The sequence below is a fragment of the Sphingomonas sp. AP28 genome, assembly GCF_056680455.1.
The window spans coordinates 1,223,189-1,239,744 of the sequence record NZ_CM155283.1 but is presented as its reverse complement, the minus strand read 5'-3'; the positions used below and the strand labels follow the sequence as shown (position 1 = coordinate 1,239,744).

The window sequence follows — 16,556 nt, the reverse complement described above, 5'->3', positions numbered from 1 at the left end:
GCGCACGCCGGTTTCGCTAGGAAGAACGCATGAAGCCCGTCATCTTCGGCCTGTCCGGCCCCGTCCTCACCCCCGCCGAACGCGCGTTCTTCGCCGAGTGCGAACCCGCCGGCTACATCCTGTTCAAGCGCAACATCGTCGACCGCGCGCAGGTGAGGGCGCTCACGGACTCGCTCCGCGCGCTGGCCGGACGCCAGGACCTGGCGATCCTGATCGACCAGGAGGGCGGCCGCGTCGCGCGGATGGGAGCGCCCGAATGGCCCGTATTCCCTGCCGGCCCGGTGTTCGATGCAGCCTATGAACGCGCGCCGATGACCGCGATCCAGGCGGCACGCGCCAACGCGCAGGCCCTCGGCGTAATGCTCAGCGAGGTCGGAATCACCGTCGACTGCCTGCCGCTGCTCGACGTGTCGCAGCCGGATACGACCGACGCCGTTGCCTCGCGCACGTTCGGTTCCGACCCCATGCGCGTCGCGGCGCTCGGCCGCGCGACGCTCGAAGGGCTGGCGGAAGGCGGCGTGGTCGGTGTCGTCAAGCACATGCCCGGCCACGGCCGCGCGAAGGTCGACACGCACCACCACCTCCCGACCGTCACCGCGACCGACGCCGACCTCGAGGTCGACATCGAACCGTTCCGCACGCTCAACCAGGCGCCGATGGGCATGACCTCGCACATCGTCTTCGACGCCTGGGACGCCGACCGCCCCGCGACGCTGTCGCCGATCGTGATCGACGAGATCATCCGTCAACGGATCGGCTTCGACGGTCTCCTGATGACCGACGACATCGACATGAAGGCGCTGTCCGGCACCGCCGGCGACAAGGCAGCGGGCGCGATCGCGGCGGGGTGCGACCTCGTGCTCGATTGCTGGGCCCGGATGGACGAGATGGTCGAGATCGCCGGGCGGCTGGGGGAGATTTCGGAAGCGTCGCGTGGGAGGCTCGATCGGGCGATGGCGTCGGTCGGCGCGGCCAAGGGTGACTTCGCAGAACTGATCGCAACGCGCGATGCGCTGTTGGCGCGCGGCTGACTCTAGCCCATCATCCCCCCCCGGCGGAGGCCGGGGCCCAGTTGGAAAGGTCGCAGTAACGAAGTGCAACGGTAGTCAGTACCGTTCTCCAACTGGGCCCCGGCCTTCGCCGGGGTGGTGTTGGTGGAGGGGCCCCCGTTCGTCCTGAGTAGCTGCTGAGCTTGTCGAAGCGGCGTATCGAAGGACGGGTTGGCGCGGGGAACCTGTGCTTCGATACGCGCCTTCGGTACGGCTCTGACGAGCCTACTCAGTCGCTACTCAGCACGAACGGAATGAGTTGACCGGTCGCGAACCCCGCGATCACCCCAACCTCCGAGCCCGCTCATCCCCGCGCAACGTCAGCACCTCGACCCCGCCGCGCGTCACCGCCACCGTATGCTCGAACTGCGCCGAAAGCTTGCCGTCGTCGGTGACCACGGTCCACCCGTCATCCTTGGTCGACACCTTGCGCGTCCCCTGGTTGATCATCGGCTCGATCGTGAACACCATCCCCTCGCGTAGCGTCATGCCCGTCCCGGCGCGTCCGAAATTGAGCACCTGCGGCTCCTCGTGCATCTCGCGACCGATGCCGTGCCCGCAATAGTCGCGCACCACCGCGTAGCCGTGCTTCTTCGCATGCCGCTCGATCGCGAAGCCGATATCGCCGAGATGCACGCCCGCCCGGACCTGCCGAATGCCCTGCCACATCGCCTCCTGCGCGACCCGCACGAGGCGCTTCGCAGCGGTCGGAACGGTGCCCACCATATACGTCTTGCTCGAATCGGCGATGAACCCGTTCTTCTCCAACGTGATGTCCAGATTGACGATGTCGCCGTCGCGGATGATGTCGCGTGGGTTCGGCACGCCGTGGCAGACGACGTGGTTGATCGAGCTGTTCAGGACATATTCGAAGCCATATTGCCCCTTGCTCGCGGGCCGGGCGGCGAGGTCGTCGGTGATGTAGCGATCGACCATGTCGTTGACCTGCAACGTCGACAGCCCCGCCAGCTCCTGCTCGTCGAGCATCTCGAACACCGATGCCAGCAACGCGCCCGACACGCGCATCAGCGCCAGTTCGGCCGGCGTCTTCACCATCTCAGGCTGCCGTTCTGTCGGCGACGCGCACCGAGGCCGCGGCGAGTTGCGCGGTGACGATATCGTTGAACGACAGCGTCGGGTTGGCCTCGGCGAGCATGCCGATCTTCATCCAGAACTCCGCCTGCGCATTGATCGACCGGCACAGCACCTGGCTCGCCCGCCGCGCGTCCTCGTGCAGCGCGTCGTCGATCTTCACGATACCCATTCAAACCCCACATCCGCCGTGACCATATGAAACGTCTACGGTCCATATGGTCGGTCGTCAAACGTGGAGGGTGGATGCTCGGCAGCGCGCGCTGTAGCGTCCGGCAATGGACGATGCCCAACTGACCCTGGATCTCGACGGATGGGAGGGGCCGCTCGATCTGCTGCTCTCGCTCGCGCGCGGGCAGAAGGTCGATCTGCGAAAAATCTCGATCCTCGCGCTGGTCGAGCAGTATCTGGCGTACGTCGACTCCGCGCGCGCGCTGAAGCTGGAACTCGCCGCCGACTATCTCGTGATGGCGGCATGGCTGGCGTATCTGAAGTCGGCGTTGCTCCTGCCACGCGACCCGCTCGCCGAGCCCGATCCCGAGGAACTGGCGCTGCGGCTGCAACTGCGGCTCGAACGGCTGAGCGCGATGCGCGAGGCCGGTGCGCGGCTGATGGCGCGAGACCGCACCGGGCGCGACGTGTTCCTGCGCGGCGCGCCCGAAGGGCTACGGACAGTGCGCAAGGCCGCATGGCAGGCCGAGATCTTCGACCTGATCGCCGCGTACGGTCGCATTTCCGCGCGGACGCGGCCGGTGATGCACGTCGTCGCCGACCGCGAGGTGATGACGCTGGAGGCAGCGCTTGAGCGCGTGTCGATGCTGGTCGGCGAGCGGATCGACTGGAGCGTGATTGAGAGCTTCCTCCCCGAAGCGGGCGAACGTCTACGGCGATCGGCACTCGCGTCGAGCTTCGTCGCGGCGCTCGAACTCGCGCGGCAGGGGAAGATCGAACTGCGCCAGGCGTCACCCTTCGCGCCACTGTATCTGAGAGCCCGCGCGTGACCCCGCCCGACGACTTCACGCGCGCCGTCGAGGCGGTGCTGTTCGCGGCGGAGACTCCGCTGACGCTCGACGCGATCCGCGCGCATGTCGGCACCGGTGACGTCCGCGCGGCACTCGACCAACTTACCACCGACTATGCCGGCCGCGGCATCGCCATCGTCCGACGCGGCGACCGATGGCAGTTCCAGACCGCACCCGACATGGCGCACATGCTGCGCCGCGACCGCGAGGAACCGCGCAAGCTCAGCCGCGCGGGGATCGAGACGCTGGCGATCATCGCCTACCACGAGCCCGTGACCCGCGCGGAAATCGAGGCGATTCGCGGGGTGCAGATCTCGAAGGGGACGCTCGACGTCCTGATGGAAGCGGGCTGGGTGAAGCCGGCCGGGCGGCGCGAAGTGCCGGGACGCCCGCTAATGTTCGCGAGCACGCCTGCATTCCTCGTCCATTTCGGCCTCCAGAGCCGCCGCGACCTTCCCGGCATCGACGATCTGCGTGCTGCGGGGCTGCTCGATCCGGTCGATCTCGCCTTCGATCGCCTCGAAGATAGCGAAGATGACAGTGGGGATGGCGAGGTGGCTGGCAAAGCGGCGGGATGAGGCTTAGATAGGGTTCAGTTTCCAGGAGAATTGCCATGGGCGGTTTTAGCCCGATTCACTTGCTCGTTCTCGCGGTCGTCGCGATCCTCCTTCTCGGCGGCGGCCGATTCTCGAACCTGATGGGCGACGTCGCCAAGGGCGTGAAGAACTTCAAGAAGGGCATGTCCGAGAACGACGACGAGACGCCGGCCAAGCCATCGGCACGGATCGAAGCGCAGAAGACTGCCGATCCCGCGTTCGATCGCGACGGCAATCGCGTCCGCGACGACCGTCCTGCCTGAAGCCGGCAGAGTTGACGACCCTAGATAGGCGCGGCTGAATGTTCGATATCGCGCCCTCCGAGTTTCTGCTCGTGGCCTTCGTCGCGCTCGTCGTGATAGGTCCGAAGGACCTGCCCAAGGCGATGCGCGTGGTCGGCTATTGGGTCGGCAAGGCGCGCGGCGTCGCGCGGCAGTTCCGCTCGGGCTTCGATTCGATGGTCCGCGAGGCCGAACTCGAGGAAATGGAAAAGCGCTGGGCGTCGGAAAACGAACGCATCATGCGTGAGCATCCGCAGACGGGCACGGACTCGACGGCCGATACCACGCAGGTGGTGCACTCGCCGGAGACGGAGGAGCACCGCCGCGATTATCGGTCCGTCGATCATACCGACGAGCCGGTGATGGTTGAGAAACCCGTGGTGGCTGCCGCGTCCGGGCACGCTTCGCCGGTACCGGCCGAGCAGGAGCATAAGCCATTGGCGGATCGCGGTCCGGACCTGTCCGACGGACCGCTGGATACGCCGGCCACGACCGCGCCCCAACCCGACGACAAGACAGGCAAGTCCGACGTGGCGTCATCGTGAACGCAGCGGCCGTGACTATCCTCCATAACGCCGAAAGCCAGACATGAGCGAGATCGACGAAAGCCGGGCGCCGTTGCTCGACCATCTGATCGAGCTGCGGCGGCGGTTGCTCTATTGCATCGCTGCGCTGGTTGTGACGTTCGCGGTGGCGATGTATTTTGCCGAGAATATCTTCGGCTTCCTGGTTCACCCGCTGCTCGCGGCGGGTCAGAACAAGGTGATCTATACCGAGATCTTCGAGGCGTTCTTCGTCCAGATCAAGGTCGCGTTCTTCGCTGCGATGATGCTGTCATTCCCGGTCATCGCGAACCAGGTGTGGCAGTTCGTCGCGCCGGGCCTGTACAAGAAGGAACGCGGCGCGCTGCTGCCGTTCATCCTCGCCACGCCGGTCCTGTTCCTGACGGGCGCCGCGATGGCCTATTACGTCGCGATTCCGATGGCGCTGCACTTCCTGCTCGGGTTCGACGGAATGGTCGGCGGAATCCACCGCGAGGCGCTGCCGGCGATCGGCAACTACCTCTCGTTCACGATGCAGTTCCTGTTCGGCTTCGGCATCTCGTTCCTGTTGCCGGTCCTGCTGATGCTGCTGGAGCGGGCAGGGATCGTCACGCGCAAGCAACTGATCGGCGCGCGGCGCTATGCGATCGTCGCGGCGTTCGCGATTGCCGCCGTGCTGACGCCGCCGGATATCGGTTCGCAGCTGCTTCTCGCGATCCCGCTGGTGATCCTCTACGAACTCGCGCTGATCGGCATCTGGTTCACCGAACGCAGCCGGGCAAAGGCCAAGGCGGTCGAGGGCGACTCCACTGACATCGTCGAGAGCTGACCCGAGCCACAGCGGTTATACAAATAGCAGTGCCGATACGAAAAAGGGGCCCGGTGCATGTGCACCGGGCCCCTTTTCATTATCATAAGCGCAAAGGCTTACTTGGCGTTGTCCGCGGTCTTCGCAACGGTCTTGCCCGCCGACGCCACGTCCTTGCCTGCGCCCTCGACCGTGTTGCATGCCGACACCATCAAAGCGCTGGCTACAATCGCCAGTCCAACCAACTTACGCATGATACTTCCTCCTAGAAGGGCTTGAATGCCACGGGAGGGGGAATGTTCGGTGGCGCCATTCGTTCCGCCGCTGGAACCAACGCACGGTGAGAAAAGGCTATTTTCGGAATAAAGGCCCGGCAGCATCACCAAGGGGGGAGGGTGTGCTACCGGGCCTGTGTTCTGGATAGCGAGAGCGGGGGGGCATAAAGTCGCTATCCGAAGTGTAGAACGGCAACGGCGATGGTCGGTTCCCGCTTTTCTTCGAATCTATTCAATTAAATGGATCGTTTGATTTCGATCAGCCGATTTCGGCAACAGACCTAGTCGCGCCCCGTAATGGCGAAAGCAATCTCGTACGCGCCGACCAGTGGATCGTGGTGGAGAGGCGACCGCAACTGGCGGGACAGACCTTCCATGACGCGACCATAGCGCGACAGGGCCTCTCGAAACGCGTCGCTCTCGACCAGGGCGCGCGAAACGACGCGGACAACCGCCCGGTCCGGCTTGTCGGCAAGCTTGTCGGCCGGCTTCACCACGATCCTGATCTGCGCAGCTGGATCGCAGCTCATCGCCAGTTCGATCGTCTCCGTCACCAGAAACGCCAACGCGACCGCGACGTCCTGGTTGACCAGATACGGATCGATATCCAGCGTGATTCCGAGCCCGTGCGAGCGATCCGACGCGGTCGCGCGGATATTGGCGGAAAGCTCGCCGATCATCGTCCGCAGGTTCAACCCACGATTTTCCTCGAGCTCGGCGAAGTGATTGCGGTGGACCACGGCCAGCGCATCGACGCGACGCTGGATTGACGAGTAAGCTGCGGTGGCGTCAGGGCTGGGGGCGCTGCGGGCGTGAAAGTTGATCAGGCTGGAGATGACCTGAAGGTTGTTCTTCACGCGGTGGTGCACTTCGCGGGTCAGCTTGGTCTGGCGCACGAGCCCTTCGGCAAGGCCGGCCTCGTGCAAAGCAACCGTCCGGCTGATCGACTGGAAGGTTTCTCCGAGTTCGCGAATTTCCTGGGCGGGCAACGTGTGGACGGTGCCGAAGTCGAGTTCCTCGCCAGGCGTGAAGGCGGCGACCGCACCGCGCAGGCGGCGGAGCGGGCGGATCAGAAGCCGGTCGACCACGAACCACGCGATGCTCGCCGCGGCGATCCACATCAGCAACGGCAACAGCATCGCCACGATCAGCGACGACGTCACCGGCGCACTGCGAATGCTGGTCCGCAACGCGAGTCCGGCGACGCCGAGTTCGGTCCGCATCGTCTCCATGCGATCGAGCGGGCGCTCGTCGGCGATCGTCTCGAGGTGAAGCGCGTCCTCGTCGAGCACGATCGCGCTGCTGAACGCAGACGCGCGCGTCGAGGGGCGCCCGATCTTTTCCAGGAACGCGCGTGGGAAGAAGGCGCGGGCAGATGTGTCGCCGCTAGGTCCGGAAATCGCGAGGATCAGTCCATTGTCGGGGACGATCGCTGCCGCGACGGGCATGTTGTCTTGCCGTACGGTCACCGGGTTGGGCAGCGGAACGCCGCACAAGACATGGCCGGCGCGCTCGGTGATGATGAAGCGCGTACCGGCAGAGGATTGTTGCGCAAATACGCCCTGAGCGCGCGCGCAACTCGGGGCATCGGCAGGATCTGTTCCGAGCGCGTTCACCGCCACCCGAAGCGCGGTCATGTCACCAACCAGTTCGATCGCGATGGCGCGCGCGCTTTCGTCCGCCGTCACGCGCAACCGAGCACGAGCCTCAGCGTCGGCAAGTCGCGTGGTCTGCAACGTGGCAAACACAGCGATCAAGGCCAACGGCAATAGAGCCGCACTGATAATCAGGAAAAGTTTTGCGCCGGTCGGTAAACTGCCCATCGCGGACAGCAGGCGGCGTTTATTTAGCGGCGCTGGCTCCGGGGAGGTCGTATCTGGAGCGGTCACTATGGGCTCGCGGCCCACCGTCAGTCCAGCTTGCCGAGGAGTTCGAGCAAGTCGTCCGGGATCGTCTCGTCCACGGTCTTCTGGTATACCGAGCGTAGCGCCGAACCCATTTGTTGATCCTTATCAGGGACCTTGGCGGGCTTCGCTGCAGGCACTGTCTTCTCCGTGTCGTGGCCCAAACTCAAAACTTCCCCCTGCACGACGCAAACCAATCATGTGATGGCGAGCACAACTGCACCATTGGGCACCGGACTACACACTCGCGAAAGATGTTCGTGAAACCAAATAGCATCTGGATGGTTCCACACCCGAGCGAAAAATACGCATCTCCGCTCGATCGCGTCCGATACCTGGCGACGATGGCGTGGACACGGGGCATTTTCGACCGACACCATTGCAATGACGCGAGCCACCCGACACATGAGGGGCCGCGTAGGATCAGGGAGTATTCGTTACCCATGTCTCTTGGACAGCAACTTGCACCGCACCTTCCATTTTTGCGGCGCTATGGCCGGGCCCTGACCGGCAGCCAGATGCACGGCGACAAATATGTGCGCGCCACGCTCGAGGCGATCGTCGCCGCGCCCGAGGAATTTCCCCGCGACGTCGATCCCCGTCTCGGCCTGTACCGCATGTTCCAGGCGATCTGGAACTCGGCGAACTTCGACGAGGTTGGTGACGAGAGCGTCGGCGATGCCGAGGGCCACGAGGCCGTCGCCCGCGCCCGCCTCGCCCGGATGACTCCGCTGTCGCGTCAGGCACTGCTGCTGACCGCGATGGAAGGTTTCACCCCTGAGGACGCTGCGTATCTGATCGAGGTCGATACCAGCGAAGTCGACGATCTGGTCGCGGACGCGCTGTCGGAGATTGAAAACCAGACCCGCGCCAAGGTTCTCATCATCGAGGACGAGCCGATCATCGCGATGGATATCGAGACGATCGTCCGCGATCTTGGTCACGACGTCACCGGCGTTGCGGTCACGCGTGACGAAGCCGTCGCGCTGGCGATGGAAACACGTCCCGGCCTCGTTCTTGCGGACATCCAGCTCGCCGACGACAGCTCGGGCATCGACGCGGTCAAGGACATCCTGGCCGAATTCGAGGTCCCGGTGATCTTCATCACCGCGTTCCCCGAGCGCCTGCTGACCGGCGAGCGTCCCGAGCCGACGTTCCTGATCACCAAGCCGTTCCAGCGGTCGACCGTGAAGGCCGCGATCAGCCAGGCACTGTTCTTCGACCAGGCGACCGTCCCGACCGCCTGAATGCGACGGCGCGTACCGGGTTCGTGACCGCAAGACGGTTACGGACCCAAAACGTTTTTCGCGAGTTTGGTGATTATGGCTGATCCGAACGAACCAATTCATATCGATACCGAGGATGCACGGGCTGGCGCCACGCCGCACATGACCCGGTACATCCTGGCGATCTCCCTCGTCTTGGTCATTGTTATCTTTGGCTTTATAATCCTGCGCTGAGCTGGATTATGAGCAGTTCGCTGGTATTTCCCGCGACCTGCGCCTATGTCTGTCGTCCGTGTACGGCAGTGTTTTATCGGGATTGATCGGATTACCATGACCCAGCCTGCTTCGCCCGTGGACGACGAAATGGATGATGTTGTCGAGCCGGTCGAGCATGTCTCCTTGTCGGATGCCGAATTCAAGGTTCAGCTTGCCCAGGTGATCCCGCATTTGCGCGCGTTCGGTCGCTCGTTGTCGGGTAGCCGGGACCTAGCCGACGATCTCGTGCAGGAAACGCTGCTCAAGGCTTGGGCTGCGCGTCTTCGGTTCCAGGCCGGGACGAACATGCGTGCGTGGACGTTTATCATCCTTCGCAACCTGTATTTGTCACAGATGCGTCGGGCGCGCTTCAAAGGTGAGTGGGACGATCTGGTCGCCGACCGCATTCTGGCTGCTCCCGCTAGCCAGGACCGTCATGTCGAGCTTGGCGATATGCAGCGTGCGTTGATGCATCTGCCTCAGCCGCAGCGTGAAGCGCTGATCTTGGTTGGTGCTGGCGGCTTCGCTTATGAAGAGGCGGCCGAAATCTGCAGTGTTGCCGTTGGAACGATCAAGAGCCGCGTTGCGCGTGGTCGCGTTGCCCTCGAAACGATCCTCACCGATGGTTCGCTACCATCGCGACGCGATCATGAGACGGATACAAGTAAAACCGCCCTCGATTCGATCATGGGCGATGTCGAAGAACTCAGTCGCGGTCGCTAAAGCCGATTAACTTATGCCGCATTGCTCAGTTAAAGCGGTGCGGCATCGCGTCCAGTCGACGCAACATCATCATCATATCGTCGGGTACCGAGTACGTGTCGTCGAACGCGCCACGCAGCGCGTGACCGATAACGTCGGTTGCGCGGGGGCGGCGCCCTACCTGTTGGCCGTTCTCTTCGCGCCTGATCGTGAGGAATGCGTAAGTCATGTTCGCTACAACGGGCCATTAGCGTTTTCGTTGCTTTATCGTGACACGCGTAGGCAGCGGATTATAGCGATGACGCATGGCTTTAGTCTCACCTGAACTGGCGATAAACGCCGCGCTCGACCGCGCAAGACTTTGGTCCCCATTCCTGGCGATGGTCCTCAACCGTGAGCCGGACTTGGCGCGATCGCTGACGGCCGGCAAGCTGGACCTCTCCGTGTCGAGTGCCGAAGCCGACATGCCGGTCGCGCGTCGCCTGCGGATCGAGCGACGCGCGATGGCGCTCAACGTCGCGATCGGCGATCTGGCGGGTGTTCTCGATCTCACCGCGGTGACCGGCGCGCTGACCCGCTTCGCCGACTATGCGCTCGACACCGCGATCCGCACCGCGATCGAGGAGCGGACCCCCGGCGCCGAACCGCGCGGCTTCGTCGCGATCGCGCTCGGCAAGCAGGGCAGCAGCGAACTTAACTACTCGTCCGACATCGATCCGATCCTGTTATTCGACCCGGCGACGCTGCCCCGACGTCCACGCGAGGAGCCGGAAGAGGCGGCGGTTCGGATCGGCAAGCGAGTCGTCGAACTGCTGCAGGCGCGTGACGGCGACGGCTATGTCCTGCGCGTCGACCTCCGCCTGCGGCCATCGCCCGAGATCACCCCGATCGCGTTGCCGGTCGATGCGGCGATCGGCTACTACGAGGCACAGGCGCTGCCATGGGAGCGTGCCGCTTTCATTCGAGCGCGCGCCGCAGCGGGCGATGTCGCGCTGGGCCAGCGGTTCCTCGATGCGATCCGTCCTTTCGTGTGGCGTCGCGCGCTCGATTTCGGCGCGATCGGCGAGATCCGCGGCATCTCCGCCCGCATCCGCGATCATCATTCGCAAGGCCAGGTATTCGGCCCCGGCTATGATCTCAAGCGTGGGCGCGGCGGCATCCGCGAGGCTGAGTTCTTCGCGCAGATCCACCAGCTGATCCACGGCGGTCGCGATCCCGCCCTGCGCGCGCCTGCCACCCGCGATGCACTCGCCCGGCTGGCCGAAGCAGGATGGATCGGCACCGACGAATCGACTGCGTTGATCGACGGCTACACGCTGCTCCGAACGATCGAGCACCGCGTTCAGATGATCGACGATCGCCAGACGCACGCCTTGCCGACCGGCGACGCGCTCGACCGCGTGGCGAAATTGCACGGGCTGGACGATTCGGGCGCTCTGTTGGCTATGCTAGAACCGCGCGTCACCGCGACCGGCCGGATCTACGACGCGCTCGACGATACTGTCCGCCCGGCCTTCTCGCATGACGCGGTGACGCTAGAAGCCGACCTAGCTGCGGCGGGGTTCGACGAGCCCGAATCGGCACGTCGGCGGATCGAGGCATGGCGAGGGGGCGCCTATCCCGCGCTGCGCAGTCCGGCCGCGCGTGAGGCACTGGAGGCGGTATTGCCCACGCTCGTCCCCGCGCTGGCAACTGCGCCCGTCCCGCAGGCGGCGCTACTCCGGCTCGATGCGCTGCTCGAACGCCTGCCGAGCGCCATCAACATCTTCCGCTTGTTGGAGGCAAGGCCGGGCCTAGCAACGTTGCTCGCTGCCATCCTCAGCCACGCGCCCACGCTCGCGGACGATCTCGGGCGTCGCCCCGATCTGCTCGACGGGCTGATCGATGCGACCGCGTTCGAGCCGGTCGGCGACGTCGCGGCGCTGGAAGAGACCATGCGCGCGGGCGAGGCAGGTGGCGACTATCAGTCCAGGCTCGACCATGTCCGCCGCGTCGTCGGCGAGCTTCGATTCGCGCTTGGGGCACAGATCGTCGCCGGTGCGTCCGATCCGCTCGATGTCGCGGCAGGCTATGCACGCGTCGCGGAGGCGGCAATCGGCGTCCTCGCCTGCGCGACGATCGACGAATTCGCCAAGGTGCATGGCCACGTGCCGGGCAGCGAACTCGTGGTGCTGGCGCTAGGACGGATGGGCGGCGCGATGCTGACCCACGCCTCGGATCTCGATCTCATCTATCTGTTTACCGGCGATTTCTCGGCGGAGTCCGATGGTCCGAAACCACTCGGCGCCACACTCTATTACAACCGTCTCGCACAGCGGCTGACCGGCGCGCTGTCGGTCGCGACCGCCGCGGGTCCGCTGTACCAGATCGACACCCGGTTGCGGCCATCGGGCGGGCAGGGGCCACTGGTCGTCACGCTCGACAGCTTCGCCCGCTACCAGCGCGAGGATGCCTGGACCTGGGAGCACATGGCGCTCACCCGCGCCCGCCCGGTATTCGGATCGACCGAAGCTCGGGATGCGGTGGCGGCGATCGTCCGCGGCGTGCTCCAAGGCGATCGACCGGCGCGCGACGTGATCGCCGACGCTGGGACGATGCGCAGCGACATGGCCGCGCACAAACCGCCCAAGGGGGCACTCGACGCCAAGCTGCTGCCCGGCGGCCTAGTCGATCTCGAATTCGCCACCCACGTCGTCCAGCTCGTGAACAGGGCCGGCTTCGATCCCAATCTAGGCGGCGCGATCGATGCATTGATCCGGGAAGGGCTAGTCCCGCCGTCGCTCCGCCCGGCGCATGATGTCCTCACGCGCCTGCTCGTGACGCTGCGGCTTGTCGCGCCCGATGCCTCGCCGCCGGGGCATGCCACGGAGGATCTCATCGCGCGCGCGATCGGGGTGGCGGACTGGGCAGCGGTAGTTGCCACGCTGGAAACGACGCGGCAGGAGGTGCGCCGGTTTTGGGCGCAGGTGACGGGAGAGCAGCATGGATGAAGGTTCGAAGATCCCCGACGTATCGGTGACGATCGATGACGCCGTGGTTTCGCTCGCGAGCCTCGGCGCGCCGCTGGTGGTGTATTTCTACCCGAAAGACGACACGGCCGGTTGCACCACCGAAGCGAAGGACTTCTCCGCACTCTCTGACGCGTTCTCAGCGGCAGGCGTAACCGTCGTCGGCGTCTCGAAGGACAGCACCGCGTCGCACGCAAAATTCGCGGAAAAACATGAACTTGCGGTCCGGCTTGCCAGCGATGTCGAAGGTGCTGCCTGCGAGGCTTTCGGCGTGTGGGTCGAGAAGGCGATGTACGGTCGCAAGTACATGGGCATCGAGCGTGCGACGTTCCTGTTCGGCGCCGACGGCACGCTGGCGAAGGGCTGGCACAAGGTCCGCGTGGCCGGCCATGCCGGGGCGGTTCTGGCCGCCGCCAAGGCGCTCTGAACAGCCCGCAGTAACGTTCGGAGATTCGCCGACATTTCACATCCGATGTCGTCGGCGGCTTCCTGTTCCCTCGCAATCGTCCCAATTTGCATCAACTCGCCGCATCAACCTGCCGCTCCGCCGCGCCGACCGTGCGGGGCTATTGCCCGGAACGGCGGTATCCGGCCTAACCCACACTGTCTGGTGCGCGGAGGGGCTGCGAGTCAGGACAGAGTTTCGGAGCCGTCCGCCTTGAAGCGAACGGCCCTGCATTTTTGTGTCGGGGACCAATGGTCGAATTTACCGCAGCAGCCATCGTGACGCGCCTCAAGGCCGTGTCGATGGTGTCCAAGTCGTTCACGTTTCGCCGTTTGGCGGTCGCTGCAACAGTAATGGGGATGGCCACGGTCGGCGCCACTGCCGAGGCTCAGGTCGTCGCCTCCAAGGTAGCGCACCACGTCGCTGCGACCGGTGGCCCGATGATTGCCGCGAACACCGAGGAAGCGACCGCCGATCTCCGCGCCGACGCGCAGTTCCGCACGCTGTTCCAGACCTGGAAGAAGCTCGATGCGACGCAGCAGGGTGTGATCGCGATCCCGTCGGTTCAGCCGGTCCACTCGCTTTCGTTCACCAGCAATTTCGGCATTCGCTCCGACCCGTTCCGCGGCACCGCGGCGATGCATGCTGGCGTCGACATTCCAGGCCCGGTCGGCACGCCGATCTACGCCACCGCCGACGGCATCATCGCACACGCCGGTCGCCAGGGCGGCTACGGCAATATGGTCGAGATCAGCCACGGCAAGGGCATCGCGACGCGCTACGGCCATCTGTCGAAGATCCTCGTCGGCGACAACGCGCGCGTCGTTCGCGGCCAGTTGATCGCGCTGATGGGCTCGACCGGCCGCTCGACCGGCTCGCACCTTCACTATGAAGTCCGCATCGACGGCCACGCGGTCAACCCGGTGCCGTTCCTGACGACCGCCGATTATCTCCTCGCCGCGCAGGACCGCTCGGTAAACGCGATCCCCGTCTCGACAGGCGGCCCCGCCGCGCAGGACTGATCAACCCCAAGGTTGCCGCCGCTACCGCAACCCCCTATCTCCAGCGCATGGCAACGCTGGTCCACGACATCATCCTCACCCCCTCCGCTGCGGCGCGCGTCGCGGCGATCGCCGTCAAGCAGGGGAAGCCGGCGATCCTGCGACTCTCGGTCGACGGCGGCGGGTGTTCCGGGTTCCAGTACAAGTTCGGGTTCGCCGATTCGGTCGAGTCCGACGACGTGATCGCCGAGCATGACGGCGTGAAGCTGGTCGTCGACAGCGTCAGCATCGATCTCGTCCGTGGCTGCGCGGTCGATTACGTCGAGTCGCTCGCCGGTGCGGCATTTAAGGTCGAGAACCCCAATGCCGCATCGGGTTGCGGCTGCGGCTCCAGCTTCTCGGTCTGAGACTGCCATGAAAATCGTCACGTACAACGTCAACGGCATCAAGGCGCGGTTGCCGCGGCTGATCGAGTATCTTGTCGAGGCGCAGCCGGATATCGTCTGTCTCCAGGAACTAAAGTCGAGCGACGACACCTTCCCGATCGCCGACATCGAGGCCGCCGGATACGGGGCAGTCTGGCACGGCCAGAAGGCTTGGAACGGCGTCGCGATCCTCGCCAAGAGCGGCACGCCCGTCGTGCGCCAGCGGGGACTCGAAGGTGAGCCCGAGGACGAGCACAGCCGCTACATCGAGGCGGAGGTCGACGGCCTGATCGTCGCCGCGCTCTATCTGCCCAACGGCAACCCGCAGCCCGGTCCGAAGTTCGACTATAAACTCCGCTGGATGGACCGCCTCGCGGCCCGCGCGTGCGTCCTGCTCGCGGAGGAAAAGCCGGCCATCCTCGCGGGCGACTACAACGTCATCGCCAACGACGACGATACCTTCTCGGTCCGCGCGATGCAGGACGACGCGCTCATGCAACCGGAAAGCCGCGAGCATTACCGCGCGCTCGTCGCACAGGGCTGGACCGACGCGCTCCGCACGCAATTCCCCAAGGGTGGCGTCTGGACGTTCTGGGATTACCAGGCGGGCGCGTGGCAGCGCGACGCCGGGTTCCGAATCGACCATCTGCTGCTCAGCCCGCAGGCGGCCGACCGGATGATCGATGCCGGCGTCGACAAGGCCTATCGCGGGCGCGAAAAGGCGAGCGATCATGCGCCGACCTGGGTCCGCCTGCGATGAAGCGGCTGCTTCTTGGTATCGCTTTGGCGAGCCTGTCCGGCGCTGCGATGGCGCAGGACCGCGAATATTGCCCCGATCGTCCTGGCATCGACACGCCCGCCTGCACGATCGCGCCCGGGAAAATCTCGGTCGAGACGTCGATCGCGGACTGGACGCGCGACGACCAGCCCGGCTCGCGCGAGGACAACATCCTGTTCGGCGACACGCTGGTTCGCGTCGGCGTGAGCGACTCGATCGAGGCGCGGGTCGGCTGGACGCCGTTCGGACACGACCGGATGCGCGCTTCGACCGGCCTCGATACGGTGAACGGTGTCGGCGACGTGTCGCTCGGGATGAAGGCGAACCTCCACAATCCCGACGGCGCCGGCTTGTCGGTATCGGTGCTGCCGTTCGTGACGCTGCCGGTCGGGCGCTCGTCGATCGGCGCCGGCGATTGGGGCGCAGGGTTCCTCGTCCCCGTGACCTACGAGATTTCCGACACGGTCTCGCTCGATCTGACACCTGAGATCGATGCTGCGGTCGATCAGGACGGCGACGGCCGGCATCTCGCGTACAGTTCGACCGCTGGCCTCGCGGTGAAGCTCGACAAGGCCTTCACGCTTACCGGCGAGATGCAGGCGCTCCGCGACGACGATCCGCAGGAGCATGAGACGCAGGCGGTCGCGGCGCTGTCGCTCGCATGGATGGCGAACGACGACCTCCAGTTCGACATATTCGGCGCGGCGGGGTTGAACGCGAACACGCCGGATGCGCGGGTCTACGCCGGCATTTCCCGGCGGTTCTAGATGCTGGCCGGCCTGCTCCTGCTCCAAGCGGTAGCCGGGCCACCGCTTCCACCCGAATTGCGCAAGCGGCTTGATAGGCCGACGATGCCGTGTCCGGTCCAGACCGACCCCGATGGCGAGATTGTCGTCTGTGCGCGTTCGACCGACCAACGGCTGGCGACGCTAGCCGATCCGGTCCAGCCGCCGCGGAGTGACCAGCTGTCGTTCCGGCTGCCGGGTGGTGGCAAGGGGAATGTCCACGCGATCCGAACGCAGCTACCCGGCGCAAGCGGGCAGGGGGCTGCGGTCACCCTCAAACTTCCGTTCGGCAATGGGAAACGGGAGTAGGGGCAGCAACAACCGTCGGTTTAGCCTTCTTGTTCTCCCGCGAAGGCGGGAGC

General features: G+C 65.2%; 21 protein-coding genes and 1 pseudogene. 16 read left to right on the top strand and 6 right to left on the bottom strand.

The features are described from left to right. Positions 1-29 precede the first annotated feature (29 nt). Positions 30-1,031, top strand: coding sequence for a glycoside hydrolase family 3 N-terminal domain-containing protein (locus tag AC1MH0_RS05630; protein ID WP_480965061.1), 1,002 nt, complete (start codon positions 30-32; stop codon positions 1,029-1,031). A gap of 300 nt (positions 1,032-1,331) precedes the next feature. On the opposite strand, the gene map is transcribed toward AC1MH0_RS05630, so the two are convergent. Next, a complete protein-coding gene (gene map, locus AC1MH0_RS05625) occupies positions 1,332-2,105 on the bottom strand; it encodes a type I methionyl aminopeptidase (RefSeq protein ID WP_480965060.1) in 774 nt (257 codons plus the stop codon). A gap of 1 nt (position 2,106) precedes the next feature. Next, positions 2,107-2,313 (bottom strand): ParD-like family protein, encoded by a 207-nt coding sequence (locus AC1MH0_RS05620; RefSeq protein ID WP_480965059.1) that lies wholly within the window; start codon positions 2,311-2,313, stop codon positions 2,107-2,109. Positions 2,314-2,419: 106 nt separating this feature from the next. Here AC1MH0_RS05620 and AC1MH0_RS05615 point away from each other — a divergent pair, with 106 nt between their 5' ends. From AC1MH0_RS05615 to tatC, 5 genes are read left to right on the top strand one after another with little or no spacing between them, the layout of a single operon-like run. After that, positions 2,420-3,142, top strand: coding sequence for a segregation and condensation protein A (locus AC1MH0_RS05615; protein WP_056055791.1), 723 nt, complete (start codon positions 2,420-2,422; stop codon positions 3,140-3,142). Continuing rightward, positions 3,139-3,741, top strand: coding sequence for an SMC-Scp complex subunit ScpB (gene scpB / locus AC1MH0_RS05610; RefSeq protein ID WP_480965058.1), 603 nt, complete (start codon positions 3,139-3,141; stop codon positions 3,739-3,741). The genes AC1MH0_RS05615 and scpB overlap by 4 nt, the downstream gene beginning before the upstream one ends. A 35-nt stretch (positions 3,742-3,776) precedes the next feature. Further along, entirely contained in the window at positions 3,777-4,022 is a 246-nt protein-coding gene (locus AC1MH0_RS05605) for a Sec-independent protein translocase subunit TatA (RefSeq protein ID WP_056055794.1), read from the top strand. Between the two features lie 38 nt (positions 4,023-4,060). Next, positions 4,061-4,585, top strand: coding sequence for a Sec-independent protein translocase protein TatB (tatB, locus tag AC1MH0_RS05600; protein WP_480965057.1), 525 nt, complete (start codon positions 4,061-4,063; stop codon positions 4,583-4,585). Between the two features lie 43 nt (positions 4,586-4,628). Then, positions 4,629-5,411 (top strand): twin-arginine translocase subunit TatC, encoded by a 783-nt coding sequence (gene tatC, locus AC1MH0_RS05595; protein WP_056057478.1) that lies wholly within the window; start codon positions 4,629-4,631, stop codon positions 5,409-5,411. Positions 5,412-5,509: 98 nt separating this feature from the next. On the opposite strand, the gene AC1MH0_RS05590 is transcribed toward tatC, so the two are convergent. The 3 genes from AC1MH0_RS05590 to AC1MH0_RS05580 form a co-directional block, all read right to left on the bottom strand. Next, a complete protein-coding gene (locus tag AC1MH0_RS05590; protein ID WP_056055798.1) occupies positions 5,510-5,644 on the bottom strand; it encodes an entericidin A/B family lipoprotein in 135 nt (44 codons plus the stop codon). Between the two features lie 302 nt (positions 5,645-5,946). Then, positions 5,947-7,488, bottom strand: a complete 1,542-nt coding sequence (locus tag AC1MH0_RS05585; RefSeq protein ID WP_480965056.1) for a sensor histidine kinase — start codon at positions 7,486-7,488, stop codon at positions 5,947-5,949. Positions 7,489-7,574: 86 nt separating this feature from the next. Further along, on the bottom strand, positions 7,575-7,664 hold the full coding sequence (locus AC1MH0_RS05580; RefSeq protein ID WP_162236688.1) for a NepR family anti-sigma factor: 90 nt from the start codon (positions 7,662-7,664) through the stop codon (positions 7,575-7,577). 348 nt (positions 7,665-8,012) lie between these two features. On the opposite strand from AC1MH0_RS05580, the gene AC1MH0_RS05575 reads away from it, so the two are divergent. From AC1MH0_RS05575 to AC1MH0_RS05565, 3 genes are all read left to right on the top strand, one after another. Then, positions 8,013-8,816 (top strand): response regulator, encoded by an 804-nt coding sequence (locus tag AC1MH0_RS05575; protein WP_353464037.1) that lies wholly within the window; start codon positions 8,013-8,015, stop codon positions 8,814-8,816. Positions 8,817-8,891: 75 nt separating this feature from the next. Continuing rightward, complete coding sequence (locus tag AC1MH0_RS05570; protein WP_162236661.1) at positions 8,892-9,029, top strand: hypothetical protein; 138 nt, start codon at positions 8,892-8,894, stop codon at positions 9,027-9,029. A gap of 96 nt (positions 9,030-9,125) precedes the next feature. Next, positions 9,126-9,773, top strand: a complete 648-nt coding sequence (locus tag AC1MH0_RS05565) for a sigma-70 family RNA polymerase sigma factor (RefSeq protein WP_056057495.1) — start codon at positions 9,126-9,128, stop codon at positions 9,771-9,773. Positions 9,774-9,798: 25 nt separating this feature from the next. Here AC1MH0_RS05565 and AC1MH0_RS05560 read toward each other — a convergent pair whose 3' ends face one another. Continuing rightward, entirely contained in the window at positions 9,799-9,981 is a 183-nt protein-coding gene (locus tag AC1MH0_RS05560) for a hypothetical protein (protein WP_480965055.1), read from the bottom strand. A 151-nt stretch (positions 9,982-10,132) separates the two neighbouring features. Between AC1MH0_RS05560 and AC1MH0_RS05555 the strand changes: the two genes are divergently transcribed. From AC1MH0_RS05555 to AC1MH0_RS05525, 7 genes and pseudogenes are all read left to right on the top strand, one after another. After that, the gene (locus AC1MH0_RS05555; RefSeq protein WP_480965054.1) at positions 10,133-12,742 is read left to right on the top strand and encodes a bifunctional [glutamine synthetase] adenylyltransferase/[glutamine synthetase]-adenylyl-L-tyrosine phosphorylase; all 2,610 of its coding nucleotides are present in this window, start codon (positions 10,133-10,135) and stop codon (positions 12,740-12,742) included. Further along, positions 12,735-13,187, top strand: coding sequence for a peroxiredoxin (locus AC1MH0_RS05550; protein WP_480965053.1), 453 nt, complete (start codon positions 12,735-12,737; stop codon positions 13,185-13,187). Before AC1MH0_RS05555 ends, AC1MH0_RS05550 begins: the two co-directional genes overlap by 8 nt. 443 nt (positions 13,188-13,630) lie before the next feature. Then, positions 13,631-14,227, top strand: a pseudogene (locus AC1MH0_RS05545) (M23 family metallopeptidase); the annotation flags it as partial. 47 nt (positions 14,228-14,274) lie between these two features. After that, complete coding sequence (erpA, locus tag AC1MH0_RS05540) at positions 14,275-14,613, top strand: iron-sulfur cluster insertion protein ErpA (RefSeq protein WP_480965052.1); 339 nt, start codon at positions 14,275-14,277, stop codon at positions 14,611-14,613. Between the two features lie 7 nt (positions 14,614-14,620). Continuing rightward, the gene (gene xth / locus AC1MH0_RS05535; protein WP_480965051.1) at positions 14,621-15,391 is read left to right on the top strand and encodes an exodeoxyribonuclease III; all 771 of its coding nucleotides are present in this window, start codon (positions 14,621-14,623) and stop codon (positions 15,389-15,391) included. Next, on the top strand, positions 15,388-16,176 hold the full coding sequence (locus AC1MH0_RS05530) for a transporter (protein ID WP_480965050.1): 789 nt from the start codon (positions 15,388-15,390) through the stop codon (positions 16,174-16,176). Before xth ends, AC1MH0_RS05530 begins: the two co-directional genes overlap by 4 nt. Beyond that, complete coding sequence (locus AC1MH0_RS05525) at positions 16,177-16,503, top strand: hypothetical protein (protein WP_480965049.1); 327 nt, start codon at positions 16,177-16,179, stop codon at positions 16,501-16,503. Positions 16,504-16,556: the final 53 nt, after the last annotated feature.